Source organism: Novilysobacter selenitireducens (assembly GCF_020026895.1).
GTDB lineage: Bacteria > Pseudomonadota > Gammaproteobacteria > Xanthomonadales > Xanthomonadaceae > Lysobacter_C > Lysobacter_C selenitireducens.
Map to the genome: position 1 here is coordinate 178,547 of NZ_JAINZW010000002.1, position 15,564 is coordinate 194,110.

Genomic DNA, 15,564 nt, shown 5'->3' on the forward strand with positions numbered 1-15,564 from the left:
CCCGGAACGTCTGAAGGCGGCGCGGCCGCGGCAACGAAAAACGGCGCGGATGTCCGCGCCGTTTCCGGGGTTGCTTCAATGCGCGGTCTCAGGCCGCGCTGGGCACCTGGCGTCGGCCGAACATGCGGAACAGGCCCCAGGCTATGGCCATGGCCACGCCCGCCCCCAGCAGCATCGTCAGGGTGGTGGAGGCCAGCAGCAGCCCGCAGGCGACCAGGGCGCCGATGCCCAGCAGGCGGTCCCGCATCCCGGGCCGGCGCTGCTTGGTGCCGACGACCAGGCTGAGGCCGGCCGCGGCATAGGCCAGCACCACCAGGTTCACCACCACGCCGATGATCAGCCCGAATTGCTCGGACACGTTCGGCGACAGCGTCAGGAACGCGATTACGCTCATGGCCGAGGCGATGATCAGCAGGCCCCAGGCGGCCGCGCCACGCGCATTGAGGCGACCGAACACGCCAGGCAGGTAGCCGTGCTGCGCGGCCCGGGCGCCGGTTTCGCCGGTCACCAGCATCCAGCCGCCCAGCGTGCCGGTGGCTTTGAGCGCGGCGGCCGCGGCGATCGCCAGCGCGGCCCACGGCCCGAAGATCTCGGCAGCGACGAGGGCGAACGGTGCACTCGACTCGGCCAGCTGCTGCGCCGGGACAATACCCATTACCAGCACGGACGACAGGATGTAGACGACACCGGCGATGAGGATGCCGCCCACCGTGGCGATCGGGACGTCGCGGTCCGGATCGCGCACCAGGCCGGCGATCATCGCGCCGGTTTCCAGGCCGACGAACGCCCAGAAGATCGCGCCCAACGAACCGAACACCACGCCCGCGTCGGACTGGCCGGACACGTTCCAGGCCGCATCGTAGATTCCGCGGTCGAAATGTCCCCAGCCGAACAGCAGGACAACGGCCACCGGTGCCAGGCCGAACACCACGCACAGCGACTGGAACTTGGCCACCGGCTTGGGGCCCATCAGGTTGACCGCGAACATCAGCCAGATCAGCGCGATCTGGCCGCCGACCTGCACCATGGGGTTGCTGCCGTCCAGCGGCAGCAGCATGACGAGGTAGCCGAACGCCGCCACTGCGATCGCGTTGTTGCCGATCCACGACGACGCCCAGTACAGCGATGTCGCCAGGAAGCTGGCATCACGCCCCAGGGAAGGTCGCACATAATCGTCGGCGGACTGCAGGTCGGGGTATTCGCGGGCCAGTCGCGCGAACGCGCCGCCCAGTACCAGCGCCAGTGCAGTGCCGACGATCCAACTGAATACCGTCACCGCGCCAGCAGTCGCCAGCGTGGCGGGCAGCAGGAAGAACCCGGAGCCGATCATGTTGTTGGCCACCACGAAGGTGGCCAACACCGGCCCGATCTTGCGGACGGTCATCGCCAAGGCCTCAGCGACGCTGGCGCAGCTTGCTGTGGCGGTAGCCGTAGCCGAAGTAGATCAGCATGCCGATCGCCGTCCAGCCGAGGAACAGGAACCAGTACTCCATGAACGGCTGCGCGAACAGGTACAGGCACGACAGCACGCCCAGCGGACAGACGATGATCGCCAGCGGCACCCGGAACGGGCGGTGCAGGCCCGGCTTGGTGTAGCGCAGGATCAGCACGCCGGCGCAGACGGTGGCGAATGCAAGCAGCGTGCCCATCGACACCATCTCGCCCAGCAGGCCGATCGGCAGGAAGCCGGCGAGCGTCGCGGCGATCACGCCCACGATGATCGTGCCGATGTAGGGGGTGTGGTACTTCGGGTGGACCTTGCCGAAGAGCTTCGGCAGCAAGCCGTCGCGCGACATCGAGTAGAAGATGCGCGGCTGCGCCATCAGCATCACCAGGATCACCGACGACAGGCCGGCGATGGCGGCGATCTCGACCAGCGTCTTCAGCCACAGCAGGCTCGGGTACGCCTCCAGCGCGGTGGCCACCGGCTTGGGCGTGCCCAGCTGGCTGTAGGGCAGCATGCCGGTCAGCACGGCGCACATGGCGATGTAGATGATGGTGCAGATCACCAGCGAGCCGAGGATGCCGATGGGCATGTCGCGCTGCGGGTTCTTGGCTTCGCCGGCGGCGGTCGACACGGCGTCGAAGCCGATGTAGGCGAAGAACACGATCGCGGCAGCGCGCATCACGCCATCCATGCCGAAGCGGCCCGGGCCTTCGTTCTCCGGGATGAAGGGCACCCAGTTGGCCGGGTCGATGTAGGCGATGCCGAAACCGATGAACAGCAGGATCACGGTGATCTTGATCGCCACGACGATCGCATTGGCCATCGCCGACTGGGTGATGCCCACGTAGCCGATGCCGGTGACCAGGGCGACGATGAACACCGCCGGCAGGTTGAGGATGGCCCCGGTACGGGTGAACTCGCCTTCGGAGAAGGTCAGCGGCGCCGTCGCGAAGAGGTCGGGGATGGGCATCCCGAGCGTGCCCAGAAAACTGTTGAGGTACCCCGACCAGCCCACCGCGACGGTGGAGGCGGCGAACAGGTACTCCAGCACCAGGCACCAGCCGATGAACCAGGCGACGAATTCGCCCAGCGTCGCGTAGGAGTACGAGTACGCGCTGCCCGACACCGGCATCATCGCCGAGAACTCGGCGTAGCACAGGCCGGCGAACGCACACGCGATGCCCGCCAGGATGAAGCTCAGCATGATCGCGGGGCCGGCGTGCTCGGCCGCGGCCTGTCCGGTCAGTACGAAGATGCCTGCGCCGATCACCGCGCCCACGCCCAGCATCATCAGCTGGGTGCCGGTCAAGGTGCGCTTGAGCGTGGCCTCGCCCTCCAGGCTGCCCTCGAAGGGTTCGCCCGCGTCGACGTGGCCCGCCGGCTCGACCGGCTTGGTGATGAACAGGTTCTTGAACATCCGGATCCCCAAAAAATAGATGTGTCGGCGAAGGTGCGACGCAGACGCGTAGGCGGTGGCGCGATGGCGCGGGCCCACGAGCGGCGGGCCACCTTACCCCAGCGGTGAAACCAGCGGCAAGACGCGCTGTGGGACGCGCGGACAGGGCACAATCGCGTCCCGCTTCCGTTCGCACCCGCATTGCTGCACATGCACATTTCCAACGCCGCCGACCTGGATTCCCTGCACGCGGAGCTGCACCGATACGCCGGGCGCTGGCCCAACGAGGCGACGACTGCCATGCAGTTCGCCGCGCTGCTCGACGATGCCGCCGACCCGTTCGTGCGGGGCCGGCTGGCCGGGCACTTCACCGCCTCGGCCTGGCTGGTGTCGCGCTGCGGGCAACGGGTGCTGATGACCCATCACCGCAAGTTGCAGCGCTGGCTGCAGCTGGGTGGCCATGCGGATGGTGATCGCGACCTGGCGCAGGTCGCGTTGCGCGAAGCGCAGGAGGAGTCGGGGTTGCCGGGGCTGACCGTCGAGCCCGGGTTTTTCGACCTGGACCGCCACTGGATTCCCGAGCGGGGCGACGTGCCGGGCCACTGGCATTACGACGCGCGCTATGTCGTCCGCGCCGGTGACGACGAGCGCTACACCGTCAGCGACGAGTCGCTTGCATTGGCGTGGGTCGACATCGATACGTTGCTTGATGATCCCGCCAGCGACGAGTCGCTCCGGCGCATGGCGCTCAAGTGGCGGGCGGGGTGTCCGCGCTGACGCGGCCACGGCGTCGCTTGCGCCACGCATCCATGTGGCGCATCACGCGCGACGCACTCAGGCCGTGGAGCAGGATCGACATCAGCACCACCAACGTGACGATCGCCCACAGCCGTTCGCGCTCGGCGAACTCGGCGTGGTTGAAGGCGAACATCAGGTAGTAGAACGAGCCGATGCCGCGGATGCCGAACACCGCGACCACCCAGCGCTCGCGTCCGCTCAGGCGGCTGCGTGACAACGACAGCCAGCCCGAGAGCGGCCGGACCAGCAGCACGAACCCGACGGCGAACAGCCAGTCGATCGGTCGCAGTGGGTCCAGGATGCCGATGGTCAGCGTGCCGCCCAGCACGATCAGCAGCAGCGCCGTCAACAAGCGCTCGACCTGGTCGGCGAACTGGTTGAGGACGCCGTGGTACTCGTGGGTGCGCTCGTAGTGCCGGATCACCAGCGCGGCGACGAACACGGCGAGGAAGCCGTAGCCGTGCAGCAACTCGGTCACGCCGTAGACGAACAGCGTGATCGCCAGCGCGGCCAGGCCATCGCTGCTGCGCGACATTTCGGCACCCTGCGCGCTGCGGAAGATCAGGTGCATCAGGCCGTACCCGAGCCCCCAGCCGACCACCGCACCGGCGCCGACGCGCCACAGCACGTCCATCCATACCCAGCGGGCGAACCAGCCAGGCTCGGCATCGCCGCCGACCGCAAGGGCAATGGCGACCGCCAGCCACACGAAGGGGAAGGCCAGGCCGTCGTTGAGGCCGGCCTCGGATGTCAGGGTGAAGCGGATGGGATCCTCTTCGCCCTCGCCGGGACCCGCAACCTGCACGTCGGACGCCAGCACCGGGTCGGTGGGCGCCAGCACCGCACCGAGCAGCACCGCCGAGGCCAGGCCCAAGCCCAGCAGGTGCTGGCCCAGCCAGGCGGCGGTCACGATGCACAACGGCATGGTCAGCAGCAGCAGCCGCCAGGTCGGAGACCAGGTGCGCCAGTTGAAGGGCGTGTCCAACCGGAGCCCGGCGCCGGCCAGCGCGACGATGACGACGAGTTCGGTCAGCTGCTCGGTGAGTTCCGAATAGCGGAACGGGTCCGGACGCGGCACCTGCACCGGCAGCGAGTACAGCACCAGCCCGAGCAGCACGTAGGCGATCGGGAAGGTGACCGGCTGGCGCTTGAGCAGGTGCGGCAGCCAGGTGGCGCCGATCAGGGCCAGCCCGACGAGGGCCAGCAACAGCTTGTAGGCATCCATCCGGCGGGAGGGGGCACAGGTAAGAGCGGGCCCGCAGTGTGTCCGCCGCGACGTGAATGCGTCGCTACGGCCGCCGGGCTGGCGGCCGTAGGGTCGGGGCGTGGATCAGTCCGCGCGGCCGGCGAACTCGCCCGTGGTGGTGTTCACCAGCACGCGCTCGCCGTTGCCGATGTATTCCGGGACCATGATCTCCAGCCCGGTCGACAGGCGCGCCGGCTTCGGTCGCTTGGTCGCGGTGCCGCCCTTGAGTTCCGGCGGGGTTTCGACCACCTCGATCGCCACGCTCTGCGGCAACTGCAGCGCGACCGGCTGGTCGTCGATGATCTGCACGTAGCAGCCCGTCAGGTCGGGAATGATGTAGCCGGCGTCGTCGCCGATGGCGTCGGCATCCAGGGTGTAGGGCGTGTAGTCCTCGTCGTCGAGGAACACGAATGCCTCGCCATCCTTGTACGAGAACGTCGCCTGGCGGCGGCTGAGTTCGACTTCCTTGAGCTCGTCGTCGCCGCCGACGCTGAGGTCGTACTTCTGCCCGCCCGGCACCGAGTACATGGTGAAGCGGTACTTGACGTTGCCGCCACGGCCCTGCGGCGAGCTGCGCTCGATGTCGCGCACCTGGTACACGGTGCCGTTGTGCTCGACCACGTTTCCTTTCTTAACGTCGTAGGCTTTCATGCGTTGTCCGGTGGGCCTGTCTTTTGTAGGAGCGGCTTCAGCCGCAAATGTGAATCGGCGCGGGCAACCCGTCTGGAGATCGCGGCTGAAGCCACACCTGCAGGGGCTTTTGAGCGTTACTTGGGTGCCAGCCGCGTGGCGCCGTCCAGGCGGATCGTCTCGCCGTTGAGATAGCGGTTGCCGAGGATGTAGGCGACCAGGTCGGCGAACTCCTCCGGCCGGCCCAGGCGCGACGGGAACGGGATGGAGGCCGACAGGGACTTCTGCACGTCGTCGGGCATGCCATCGACCATCGGCGTCCAGAAGATGCCCGGTGCGACGGTCATGACGCGGATGCCGAAGCGCGACAGTTCGCGCGCCATCGGCAGCGTCATGCCGACCACGCCGCCCTTGCTCGCCGAGTACGCGGCCTGGCCGATCTGGCCTTCGAAGGCGGCGACCGACGCGGTGTTGACGATGACGCCGCGCTCGCCGTCCTCGCCCGCGTCGTTGTGCTGCATCACCTCGGCCGCGGCCTTGGCGACGTTGAAGCTGCCGACCAGGTTGACCATGACGGTCGTCTGGAACTGTCCGAGCTTCATCGAGCCATCGCGACCGAGCACGCGGCCGGCGCCCAGGATGCCGGCGCAGTTGATCGCGGCATTCAGGCCGCCGAGGAAGTCCTTCGCGGCAGCGACGTTGGCGGCCACGCCGGCTTCGTCGGTGACGTCGGTCTTGAAGTAGCGGGCGTTGGCATCGCCCAGCGCGGCCACGGCGGCAGCGCCCTTCTCGTCGTTGACGTCGAACAGGGCGACCTTGCCGCCCTGGGCGACCAGATGCTGGGCGACGGCCAGGCCCAGGCCGGACACGCCACCGGTGACGATCGCGCGGGTATCGGAAAGCTGCATGGGGGAATCCTGCGGACGGAAAGGCGCGATTTTAGCGTGGCAACCCGGGTGGCGTGGCGGGCGCTTTTGTAGGAGCGGCTTCAGCCGCGATCACCAGACGGGTCACTCGCGCTGACTCACGATCGCGGCTGAAGCCGCTCCTACAAAGTCGCGATGTCGCGTCTTGTGTCCTCGGTCGCGACTCACGTCGCTCCTACAAGGGGGCGTCACCCGTGCGCGGCGGCGGCGCGTAGCTTGAGGAACCGCTTCTGCAATTCGCCCGGCATGAGCCCCGGCGCAAACAGGAAGCCCTGGCCGATATCCACGCCCAGCTTCAACAGGAAGGCGCGCTGCGCTTCCGTCTCCACGCCCTCGGCGACGACGCCCAGGCCCAGGCTGTCGGCGATGCCGGTCACCGCCTGGCACACCGCGACATCCGACTGGTTGCCCGGTACGCCCTGCACGAACAGCTGGCTCAACTTGAGCCCGTGGATCGGCAGGCGGCGCAGGTAGTTGAGCGCGCTGTAGCCCTCGCCGAAATCGTCGATGGTCAGCATCACGCCCAGCTCGCGCAGCTCGGCAAAGGTACGCAGCGTGTCGGGCTCGTCCTCGATCAGCACGCGCTCGGTGAACTCCAGCTCCAGCGCGGTGCCGGGCAGGCCGGATTCGGCCAGTGCCCGGCGGACGTTGCGCGCCAGGTCCTCGCCGAGGAACTGCCGGTACGACACGTTGACGGCGACGCGCTCGATGGGCACGCCGTGTTCCTGCCATCGGCGCAGCTGCATGCACGCCTGCTCCATGACCCATGTGCCGATGCCGACGATGTCGCCGGTGGATTCGGCGTGGTCGATGAAGTGGTCCGGGCGCATCTCGCCCAGGGACGCATTGCGCCAGCGGATCAGGGCCTCGGCCGCGACCAGCCTGCCCGAGGCCAGCTCTACCTGTGGCTGGTAGACGAGGTGGAATTCCTCGTTCTGCACCGCGCGCCGCATGTGGGTTTCAAGTTGCAGCCGATGCAGCTGCTGCTCGGCCAGTTCGCTGGTGAAGCCCTGGAACGCATTGCGGCCGCGACGCTTGCTGCTGTACATCGCCACGTCCGCCGACTGGATCAGGTGCTGCGAACTCACCCCGTCCGCCGGCGCGCGCGCGATACCGATACTGGCGGTGATGCTGAACTCCTCGCCGTCCAGCCGGAAGCTCGCGCCGAACTCGCGCAGGATAGCCTCGGCCAGCCGCTCGGGGCGGTCGGGATCGTCGCCGGTGGTGCAGATGACGAGGAACTCGTCGCCACCAAAGCGCGCGATCAGCGCCTCGGTGCCAACCGCGGTCTGGATGCGCCGCGCGGCCGACGCCAGCAGGCGGTCGCCGGCGGCATGGCCGAGTACGTCGTTGACGATCTTGAAGCGGTCCAGGTCGATGTAGAGCACCGCCAGATCGAGCTGCTGCACGTCGGACAGCCGGGCGTCGAGCTCGTACAGCGCGGCGTCGCGGTTGAGCAGGCCGGTCAGCGGGTCGGTGCGCGCCTGCACCCGCAGGGTTTCCTCGGACTGCTTGCGCTCGGTGATGTCCTGCAGCGTGCCGGTCAGGCGCGAGGTCAGCAGGTCGCCGGCTTCGATCTCGCCGATCAGCCTCACCCAGAACGGCTGGCCGCTGCCGCGCATGCCCTGGATGTCGAGGTTGAGCGCGCGGCCGGTGGCCATGGTGCGGTCGAGCGCATCGCGCACCGCCTGGCGGTCGCCGGGACGGAAGCAGCCCAGCAGGCCTTCGATGGAATCGGGCGCGGGGTAGCAGCCGAGGATGCGCTGCGCTTCATCGGTGAGGTAGAGGTGGTCGCGCGCGGTTTCCCACTCCCAGCCGCCGATGTGCGCCAGCGACTGCGCGCGGTCGAACAGCGCGCTCTCGCGCTTGAGCGCGGTGACATCCGAGAACAGCGTCAGTACCTGCTGCGGCCGGTTGGCGCCGGCCGGGAACTGCGGCACCGCGGTCACCGACAGCCATGACAATTGCTGGCGCTGCCGATCGAAGTAGCCCAGCGTGGCCTCGACGTTGCGGCCCCAGCGCAGGGCGCGCTGCTGCGGCAGCTGCTCGTTCGGGAGTTCACGGCCGTGCTCGTCGATGACGCGCCACCGCCCCGAACGCAGCTCGTCGTTGATGCGCTGGCCCTCGCCGATGCCGAACAGCCGCATCGCCGCGATGTTGGCGTGCATGACGCGGCCACTGGTGTCCTGGACGAGGATGGCGCGGTCGATGGTTTCCATCAGCTCGCGGTAGCGCCATTCGGCATCGCGCCGGCCACTCAGGTCGCGGGCGACGGCGACGATGCAGTTGCGGCCGTCGTGCACGAAGCCGGCCGAGTGCACCTCCACCGGGAAGCGGCTGCCGTCGCCGCGCATGTTGGTGACTTCGATGACGTAGGTCTGGCCGCGGTTGATCCGCTCCCACACCGGGTTGAGGTGGTCGTGCGGCAGCTCCGGGTTGAGCACGTGGATCGGCTGGCCGACGATCTCCTCGCGCGGGCGCCGGTACGCCGCCAGGCCGGCCTTGTTGAGGTCGAGCACGGTGCCGGTCTCGTCGAGGATGCTGACCGGGTCCGGCACCGCGTCGAACAGTGCGTGGTAGCGCAGTCGCGCGGTCTGGGCATCCTGCGCGGAGGCGCGCAGTGCGTCGCAGGCCTGCTTCAACAGCACGCGTGCTGCGTCCGGCAGGTCGGTGGCCTCGCATGCCGCCTCGAGCGCCGCCAGCGTTACGGCCGCGTCCGCCGCTTCGGGCGGGCGGGGCAGGCCGGGCGCGGGCGGCTTGGCGGTCATGACACCGCGAGCGCCCGTCCGACCTTGCTGCCGGTCTCGCGGCCCAGGCGCGTCGCCAGCCAGCGGCCGGTCTCAGCCAGGGCCGTCAGGTCGATGCCGGTCTCGATGCCCAGGCCATGCAGCATGTAGACGACGTCCTCGCTGGCCACGTTGCCGCTGGCGCCCTTGGCGTACGGGCATCCGCCCGCGCCCGACACGGCAGAATCGACCACCGACACGCCCTCCTCCAGGCACGCCAGGATGTTGGCCAACGCCTGGCCGTAGGTGTCGTGGAAGTGGATGGCCAGCGCCGGCATGGGCACGGCCTCGGCCACGGCCCGCAGCATCGCGCGCGCCTTGGCCGGGGTGCCCACGCCGATGGTGTCCCCCAATGAGATTTCGTAGCAGCCCATCAAGTGCAGTTCACGTGCAACGCGGACCACGTCGGCCACCGGCACCTCGCCCTGGTAGGGGCAGCCCAGCACCGTGGACACGTAGCCGCGTACCGCCACGCCGTCGGCGCGGGCCCGCTCGATAACGGGTGCGAAGCGCGCCAGCGACTCGTCGATGCCGGCATTGATGTTCTTGCGGTTGAAGGCTTCCGACGCCGCGGTGAACACCGCGACCTCGTCCACGCCCACCGCGCGGGCGCGCTCGTAGCCCTGCAGGTTGGGCACCAGCACCGGGTAGTGCGCGCCGGGGCGGCGCATGATGCCGCCGAAGACCTCGGCGGCGTCGGCCAACTGCGGCACCCACTTGGGGCTGACGAAGCTGGTCGCCTCGATGGACTGCAGGCCGGTCGCCGACAGTCGGTCGATCAGTTCGATCTTGTCGGCGGTGGCGACCTGCGCCTTCTCGTTCTGCAGGCCGTCGCGGGGGCCGACCTCGACGATGCGCACGCGGGCGGGCAGGGCGCTCATGCGTCCTCCAGCACCAGCAGCACGGCGTCGGCCTCGACGAAGTCCCCGGCCTGGGCGCGCACCTCGGCGACGGTGCCGTCGCGCGGCGCCTTGAGGCTCAGTTCCATTTTCATGGCTTCGATCACCATGACCTCCTGGCCGGCCTGCACGGTGTCGCCACTGGCGGCGCGGGACACCACGACCCGGCCCGGCATCGGCGCGGTGACGCGGTCGGCGCCGGCGGCGGCCGCACCGCCTTCGTGACGATACATCGCCTGCGGCACCAGCCGCAGCCGGCGCTCGCCATCATGCAGGCTGAATACGCGGCCGCGCTCCAGCACGCGGAAGCGCCGGCCGGTGCCGTTGATCCGAAGGCTCAGGGTGTCGCCATCCAGGCGCGCGCCTTCCACGACATGCGTGGTGTCGTCCGATTCGATCCGGTATTCGCCGCCGCTGCCGTGCGCGTCCAGTTTGATCCGGGCGTCGCGATGCCCGAAGGCCAGGCTGCGATGCCCCGCATGGCCCAGCCGCCAGCCATCGGCGATGGCCCACGGCGAACCGGGGTCGCTCGAGTGCGAGGCGTGCTCGCGGCTCTCGCTTTCCTGCACCAGCAGCCGGGCGACCGCGGTGGCGGCGACCAGCACCGGATCGGGCTCGGCGTCGTGCAGGAATTCGTCCAGGTGGCGGTCGAGATAGCCGGTGTCGATCGTGCCCTCGACCACGGTCGGGTGCCGGGCGAGCGCTTCCAGGAAGCCGATGTTCGATTTCGGCCCGTCGACCTCGCACTGCGCCAGCGCGTCGCGCAGGCGGGCGAGCGCGCCGGGCCGGTCGGCGGCGTACACGATCAGCTTGGCGATCATCGGGTCGTAGAAGATCGTGACGGTGTCGCCCTCGACCACGCCGGAATCCACGCGGATGCCGTCGCCGTTGGCGGGCAGGCGCAGCCGCTCCAGCCGGCCCGAGCCGGGCAGGAAGCCGGCCTCCGGGTCCTCGGCGTACAGCCGCACCTCGATCGCGTGGCCCTGCTGGCGCACGTCGTCCTGCGCCAGCGGCAGCGGCTCGCCCGCGGCGACGCGCAACTGCACTTCGACCAGGTCCAGGCCGGTCACGCATTCGGTTACCGGGTGCTCGACCTGCAGGCGGGTGTTGATCTCCATGAAGTAGAAGCGGCCGTCCTGGCCGACGATGAACTCGACGGTGCCGGCGTTGACGTAGTCGATCGCGCGCGCGGCCAGCACGGCGGCCTCGCCCATTGCGCTGCGCAGCTCGGCCGTCAAGAACGGCGAGGGCGCCTCTTCCAGCACCTTCTGGTAGCGGCGCTGCGCGGAGCACTCGCGCTCATTGAGGTGGATGACGTGGTCGTGGCTGTCGCCGAAGACCTGGATCTCGATGTGGCGCGGACGCTCGACGTAGCGCTCCAGCAGCACCCGGTCGCGGCCGAAAGCGTTCTTCGCCTCGCGCTGGCAGCTTTCCAACGCGGCGGCGAAGTCGCCGGACTCGCGCACGATGCGCATGCCCTTGCCACCGCCGCCGTGGGCGGCCTTGATCATCAGCGGGTAGCCGATCGCGTCGGCCTCGGCCTGCAGGTGGGCGGGGTCCTGGTCCTCGCCCGTGTACCCCGGCACGACCGGCACGCCGGCCGCCTGCATCAGTTCCTTGGCGCCGGCCTTGCTGCCCATCTTCCGCATCGAGGCGGCCTTCGGGCCGATGAACACCAGGCCTGCCGCCTCCACGGCATCGGCGAAATCGGCGTTCTCGCTGAGGAAGCCGTAGCCCGGGTGGATGGCCTGCGCACCGCTGCGCAGCGCGACCTCGATGATCGCCTCGCCGCGCAGGTAGCTGTCGGCCGGCTGCGGCCCACCGATCGGGTAGGCCTCGTCGGCCTGGCGCACGTGCTGCGCGCCCGCGTCGGCTTCGGAATACACCGCAACGGTGCGGATGCCGAGCCGACGGCAGGTGCGGATCACCCGGCAGGCGATTTCGCCGCGGTTGGCAATGAGGATCTTGTTGAACATTCGGGTTCCGGCTGTCTGCGTCCTCCCTTCCGGAGAGGACTCTGGGTTGCGGGAGGCTTCAGTCGATCCACTCGGGCTTGCGCTTCTCCAGGAAGGCCGACAACCCCTCCTGGCCTTCCGCGGACACGCGAAGGCGGGCGATGAGCGCGGCGTTGTCGCGGTCGTGGCGGTCGCGATCGCCGTGGGCAGCGACGTCGCGCACCAGCGACTTGGCATGGGCGGCGGCGACCGGACCGGCCTTGAGCAGCAGGTCGACCTGGCGCTGGATGGCAGCGTCCAACGCATCCGCGTCCACCGCCTGGTGAAGGAGGCCGACGCGGGCGGCCTCGTCGGCATCGAACATCTCGGCCGTCGCGAACCAGCGCCGCGCCTGGCGCGCGCCGATGGCGTCGATGACGTAGGGCGAGATCACGGCCGGCAGCAGGCCCAGCTTGCTCTCGGTCAGGCCGAACTTCGCCCCGCGTGCGCCGATGGCGATATCGCAACAGGCCACCAGTCCGACGCCGCCACCGAAGGCGGCACCATGCACACGGGCGATGGTCGGCTTGGGCAACTCGTCCAAGGTGCGCATGAGGCGCGCCAGTGCCAGTGCATCGTCTCGGTTCTCCTGCTCGCTGGCGGCGGCCATGCCGCGCATCCAGTTGAGGTCGGCGCCGGCGGAGAACGATGCGCCTTCTCCCTCCAGCACCACGACGCGCACCTCGTCGTCATCGGCCAGGCCTGACAGCGCGCCGGTGAGCGCGGCGATCAGCGTGGCGTCGAAGGCGTTGTGCAGCTCCGGGCGGTTGAGGCGAAGGCGGGCGACGGGGCCCTCGCGCAAGTGCAGCAGCGGGTGGGTCATGGAGGCGGCCGTGAAGGGCAGGGGAGGCATGATAGCCGGTGGCTTCCGGCACACCGGTCGCGCGCGTGCGCGATGCTAGAATGAGAACAATTCCTATTTGACCGGGTGCGTGCCTTGAAGCTCACCGAACTGCCGCGACGGGCCGCCGCCCTGGTGGAGGCCGTCGACGACCTCATGCCCAACGACGCCATTGCCCGCCGGCTGCGCGAGCTGGGCTTCGTCAACGGCGAGCGCGTGGAGGTCATGGCGGCGGGTCCGTTCTCGGCCGAACCCCTCCTGGTGCAGATCGGCTATACCCGTTTCGCGTTGCGCCGCGCCGAAGCCGCGCGCGTGCGCGTCGTGCCGGAGGCCGCATGAGCGCCGCGACCGCCACGACCGCCACGACCGCCCTCAGGCTGGCGCTGGTCGGCAGCCCCAACTGCGGCAAGACCGCGCTGTTCAACCAGCTCACCGGCAGCCGCCAGAAGGTGGCGAACTACGCCGGCGTGACGGTGGAGCGCAAGGAAGGCCGGTTCCACGCCCCTTCGGGCCGCGAGTACGCGCTGCTGGACCTGCCGGGTGCCTACAGCCTGGATGCGGCCAGCCTCGACGAGGCGGTGACGCGCGACGTCTGTCGCGGTTTCTACCCGGGCGAGCCGACGCCCGACGTGCTGGTGTGCGTGGTCGATGCCACCAACCTGCGCCTGCACCTGCGCTTTGCGCTGGAAGTGCGCGAACTCGCGCGCCAGGTCGGCCGGCCGATGGTGCTGGCGGTCAACATGATGGACGCCGCGCAACGCCGCGGCATCGCGGTGGACCTGGGCGTGCTCGAAGCCGAACTGGGCGTGCCCGTGGTGCCGACGGTCGCGGTCCGCCACGACGGTGCCGCCGAACTGGTCGGCGTGCTGGACCGCACCGTGCAGCATCCGCAGCCGCCGCGCGTCGGGCTGGCCGATGCCTCGGCCACGGGCGACACGCTGCACACCGAAACCCGGCGCCTGCTGGCGCTGGCGGTCGACATGCCCCGCCGCACGGCGAAGGTGGACGACACGCTGGACCGCTGGCTGCTGCACCCGGCGCTGGGCCTGCTGTCGCTGGCGGTCGTGATGTTCCTGATCTTCCAGGCGGTGTACGCGTGGGCCACGCCGTTGATGGACCTGATCGACGCCGGCACGGTGTGGCTGGGCGAAGCCGTCGGTGGCGCGTTGCCGGAAGGGCCGCTCAACAGCCTGCTGGTCGACGGCATCATCGCCGGCCTGGGCGGGGTGATCATCTTCCTGCCGCAGATCGTCATCCTCTTCGCTTTCATCCTGGCGCTGGAGGAGTCCGGCTACCTGCCGCGGGCGGCGTTCCTGTTGGACCGCATGATGGCCGGCGCCGGCCTGTCGGGCCGCTCGTTCATCCCGCTGCTGTCGAGCTTCGCCTGCGCGATCCCCGGGATCATGGCGACGCGGTCGATCCAAGACCCGCGCGACCGGCTGGCGACGATCATGGTCGCGCCGCTGATGACGTGCTCGGCGCGCTTGCCGGTGTACGCGCTGCTGATCGGGGCCTTCATTCCCGCGCAGTCGGTGGGCCCGGGGTCAATGGATATTTTCAACATGCAGGGCCTGGTGCTGTTCGCGCTGTACGCGGCCGGCATCCTCAGCGCGCTGCTGGTGTCGTGGGTCATGAAGAAGTGGCGCCGCGACAAGGGCGAGCACGCGCTGATGCTGGAGTTGCCGTCCTACCGGCTGCCGCACCCGCGTGACCTGCTGATCGGCCTCTGGGAGCGCGCGTGGATTTTCCTGCGCCGGGTCGGCGGCATCATCCTCGCGCTGACGGTGCTGCTGTGGTTCCTGCTGTCGTTCCCCGGTGCACCCGAAGGCGCGGCTGGTCCGGCCATCGACTACAGCTTCGCCGGCCGCATCGGCCATGCGCTGACGGCGATCTTCGCGCCGATCGGCTTCAACTGGCAGATCTGCATCGCGCTGATTCCCGGCATGGCCGCGCGTGAAGTGGCGGTGTCGTCGCTGGCGACGGTGTACGCGTTGCAGGCGGCCGACGAGGCGGCCGCCACGGAGGCCCTGACGCCGATCATCACCGACACCTGGTCGCTGGCCACGGCGCTGTCGCTGCTGGTGTGGTTCATCTACGCGCCGCAGTGCATCTCCACCCTCGCGACCATCAAGCGCGAGACCGGCTCCTGGAGGCAGGTGGCCATCGCCACCGGCTACCTGTTCGCGCTGGCGTACCTCGCGGCATTCGTGACCTACCGCGTCGCGCTGTGGCTGGGGGCGGGCTGATGGACGACGCCGGGCTCCTCATGCAGCAGGCGGTGGTTGCCGTGGCCGTCGTCGCCGCGTGCGTGTACGTCGTGCGCCGGCAGTTCCCGCAGGCGCTGCGGCGCGGCCGGCTGCGGCTCGTGCTCGTGCTGTTGCGACCCCATCGCGCCGCGTGGTTGCAGCGGCTGGGCCGGCGCCTGGCGCCTGCGCCGGCCACAGGCCCGGTGGGCGTGGCCTGCGGGCAGTCCGGCAGTTGCGGCGGGTGCTCGCCGGGCTGAAAAACCGGGAACCAGGTTCGGGTCGTCCCAAAAGCAGTGAGGGATCCGCTTTCCGCCCTGTTCGAGCGGGTGAAGCAGATCCCTCGCTGCATTTGGGA

At 69.5% G+C, this 15,564-nt stretch carries 13 protein-coding genes; 4 read left to right on the top strand and 9 right to left on the bottom strand.

Translation table 11 applies throughout. The features are described from left to right. Positions 1-88: 88 nt before the first annotated feature. Positions 89-1,384, bottom strand: a complete 1,296-nt coding sequence (locus K6753_RS04630; protein WP_223675011.1) for an amino acid permease — start codon at positions 1,382-1,384, stop codon at positions 89-91. A 10-nt stretch (positions 1,385-1,394) separates the two neighbouring features. Next, positions 1,395-2,864 carry an amino acid permease gene (locus K6753_RS04635; protein WP_223675012.1) on the bottom strand — a complete coding sequence of 490 codons (1,470 nt, stop codon included), beginning with the start codon at positions 2,862-2,864 and terminating at the stop codon, positions 1,395-1,397. A 189-nt stretch (positions 2,865-3,053) separates the two neighbouring features. Here K6753_RS04635 and K6753_RS04640 point away from each other — a divergent pair, with 189 nt between their 5' ends. Continuing rightward, a complete protein-coding gene (locus K6753_RS04640) occupies positions 3,054-3,620 on the top strand; it encodes an NUDIX hydrolase (RefSeq protein WP_425492064.1) in 567 nt (188 codons plus the stop codon). Here the strand turns inward: K6753_RS04640 and K6753_RS04645 are convergent. The 7 genes from K6753_RS04645 to K6753_RS04675 form a co-directional block, all read right to left on the bottom strand. Further along, positions 3,592-4,866 (bottom strand): cation:proton antiporter, encoded by a 1,275-nt coding sequence (locus K6753_RS04645; RefSeq protein WP_223675013.1) that lies wholly within the window; start codon positions 4,864-4,866, stop codon positions 3,592-3,594. The genes K6753_RS04640 and K6753_RS04645 overlap by 29 nt on opposite strands. A 105-nt stretch (positions 4,867-4,971) precedes the next feature. Then, positions 4,972-5,538 carry an elongation factor P-like protein YeiP gene (yeiP, locus tag K6753_RS04650; RefSeq protein ID WP_223675014.1) on the bottom strand — a complete coding sequence of 189 codons (567 nt, stop codon included), beginning with the start codon at positions 5,536-5,538 and terminating at the stop codon, positions 4,972-4,974. Between the two features lie 116 nt (positions 5,539-5,654). After that, positions 5,655-6,425 carry an SDR family NAD(P)-dependent oxidoreductase gene (locus K6753_RS04655; protein WP_223675015.1) on the bottom strand — a complete coding sequence of 257 codons (771 nt, stop codon included), beginning with the start codon at positions 6,423-6,425 and terminating at the stop codon, positions 5,655-5,657. A 206-nt stretch (positions 6,426-6,631) separates the two neighbouring features. Then, a complete protein-coding gene (locus K6753_RS04660) occupies positions 6,632-9,211 on the bottom strand; it encodes a sensor domain-containing protein (RefSeq protein WP_223675016.1) in 2,580 nt (859 codons plus the stop codon). Continuing rightward, on the bottom strand, positions 9,208-10,110 hold the full coding sequence (locus K6753_RS04665) for a hydroxymethylglutaryl-CoA lyase (protein WP_223675017.1): 903 nt from the start codon (positions 10,108-10,110) through the stop codon (positions 9,208-9,210). Before K6753_RS04665 ends, K6753_RS04660 begins: the two co-directional genes overlap by 4 nt. Then, positions 10,107-12,104, bottom strand: coding sequence for an acetyl/propionyl/methylcrotonyl-CoA carboxylase subunit alpha (locus tag K6753_RS04670; RefSeq protein ID WP_223675018.1), 1,998 nt, complete (start codon positions 12,102-12,104; stop codon positions 10,107-10,109). The genes K6753_RS04665 and K6753_RS04670 overlap by 4 nt, the downstream gene beginning before the upstream one ends. A gap of 58 nt (positions 12,105-12,162) precedes the next feature. Beyond that, positions 12,163-12,945, bottom strand: a complete 783-nt coding sequence (locus tag K6753_RS04675; RefSeq protein ID WP_223675019.1) for an enoyl-CoA hydratase-related protein — start codon at positions 12,943-12,945, stop codon at positions 12,163-12,165. Between the two features lie 114 nt (positions 12,946-13,059). Between K6753_RS04675 and K6753_RS04680 the strand changes: the two genes are divergently transcribed. Genes K6753_RS04680 through K6753_RS04690 form a run of 3 tightly spaced genes read left to right on the top strand, consistent with a single transcriptional unit; the run spans position 13,060 to position 15,466 of the window. After that, a complete protein-coding gene (locus K6753_RS04680) occupies positions 13,060-13,302 on the top strand; it encodes a FeoA family protein (protein WP_223675020.1) in 243 nt (80 codons plus the stop codon). Beyond that, entirely contained in the window at positions 13,299-15,209 is a 1,911-nt protein-coding gene (gene feoB, locus K6753_RS04685; protein ID WP_223675021.1) for a ferrous iron transporter B, read from the top strand. Before K6753_RS04680 ends, feoB begins: the two co-directional genes overlap by 4 nt. Next, positions 15,209-15,466, top strand: a complete 258-nt coding sequence (locus tag K6753_RS04690; protein WP_223675022.1) for a DUF6587 family protein — start codon at positions 15,209-15,211, stop codon at positions 15,464-15,466. Before feoB ends, K6753_RS04690 begins: the two co-directional genes overlap by 1 nt. The last annotated feature ends 98 nt before the right edge of the window (positions 15,467-15,564 follow it).

Excerpts from the sequence above, each read along its gene's own strand:
- K6753_RS04630 (WP_223675011.1), bottom strand. The coding sequence starts at position 1,384 with ATGACCGTCCGCAAGATCGGGCCGGTGTTGGCCACCTTCGTGGTGGCC.
- K6753_RS04635 (WP_223675012.1), bottom strand. The coding sequence starts at position 2,864 with ATGTTCAAGAACCTGTTCATCACCAAGCCGGTCGAGCCGGCGGGCCAC.
- K6753_RS04640 (WP_425492064.1), top strand. The coding sequence starts at position 3,054 with ATGCACATTTCCAACGCCGCCGACCTGGATTCCCTGCACGCGGAGCTG.
- K6753_RS04645 (WP_223675013.1), bottom strand. The coding sequence starts at position 4,866 with ATGGATGCCTACAAGCTGTTGCTGGCCCTCGTCGGGCTGGCCCTGATC.
- yeiP (WP_223675014.1), bottom strand. The coding sequence starts at position 5,538 with ATGAAAGCCTACGACGTTAAGAAAGGAAACGTGGTCGAGCACAACGGC.
- K6753_RS04655 (WP_223675015.1), bottom strand. The coding sequence starts at position 6,425 with ATGCAGCTTTCCGATACCCGCGCGATCGTCACCGGTGGCGTGTCCGGC.
- K6753_RS04660 (WP_223675016.1), bottom strand. The coding sequence starts at position 9,211 with ATGACCGCCAAGCCGCCCGCGCCCGGCCTGCCCCGCCCGCCCGAAGCG.
- K6753_RS04665 (WP_223675017.1), bottom strand. The coding sequence starts at position 10,110 with ATGAGCGCCCTGCCCGCCCGCGTGCGCATCGTCGAGGTCGGCCCCCGC.
- K6753_RS04670 (WP_223675018.1), bottom strand. The coding sequence starts at position 12,104 with ATGTTCAACAAGATCCTCATTGCCAACCGCGGCGAAATCGCCTGCCGG.
- K6753_RS04675 (WP_223675019.1), bottom strand. The coding sequence starts at position 12,945 with ATGACCCACCCGCTGCTGCACTTGCGCGAGGGCCCCGTCGCCCGCCTT.
- feoB (WP_223675021.1), top strand. The coding sequence starts at position 13,299 with ATGAGCGCCGCGACCGCCACGACCGCCACGACCGCCCTCAGGCTGGCG.
- K6753_RS04690 (WP_223675022.1), top strand. The coding sequence starts at position 15,209 with ATGGACGACGCCGGGCTCCTCATGCAGCAGGCGGTGGTTGCCGTGGCC.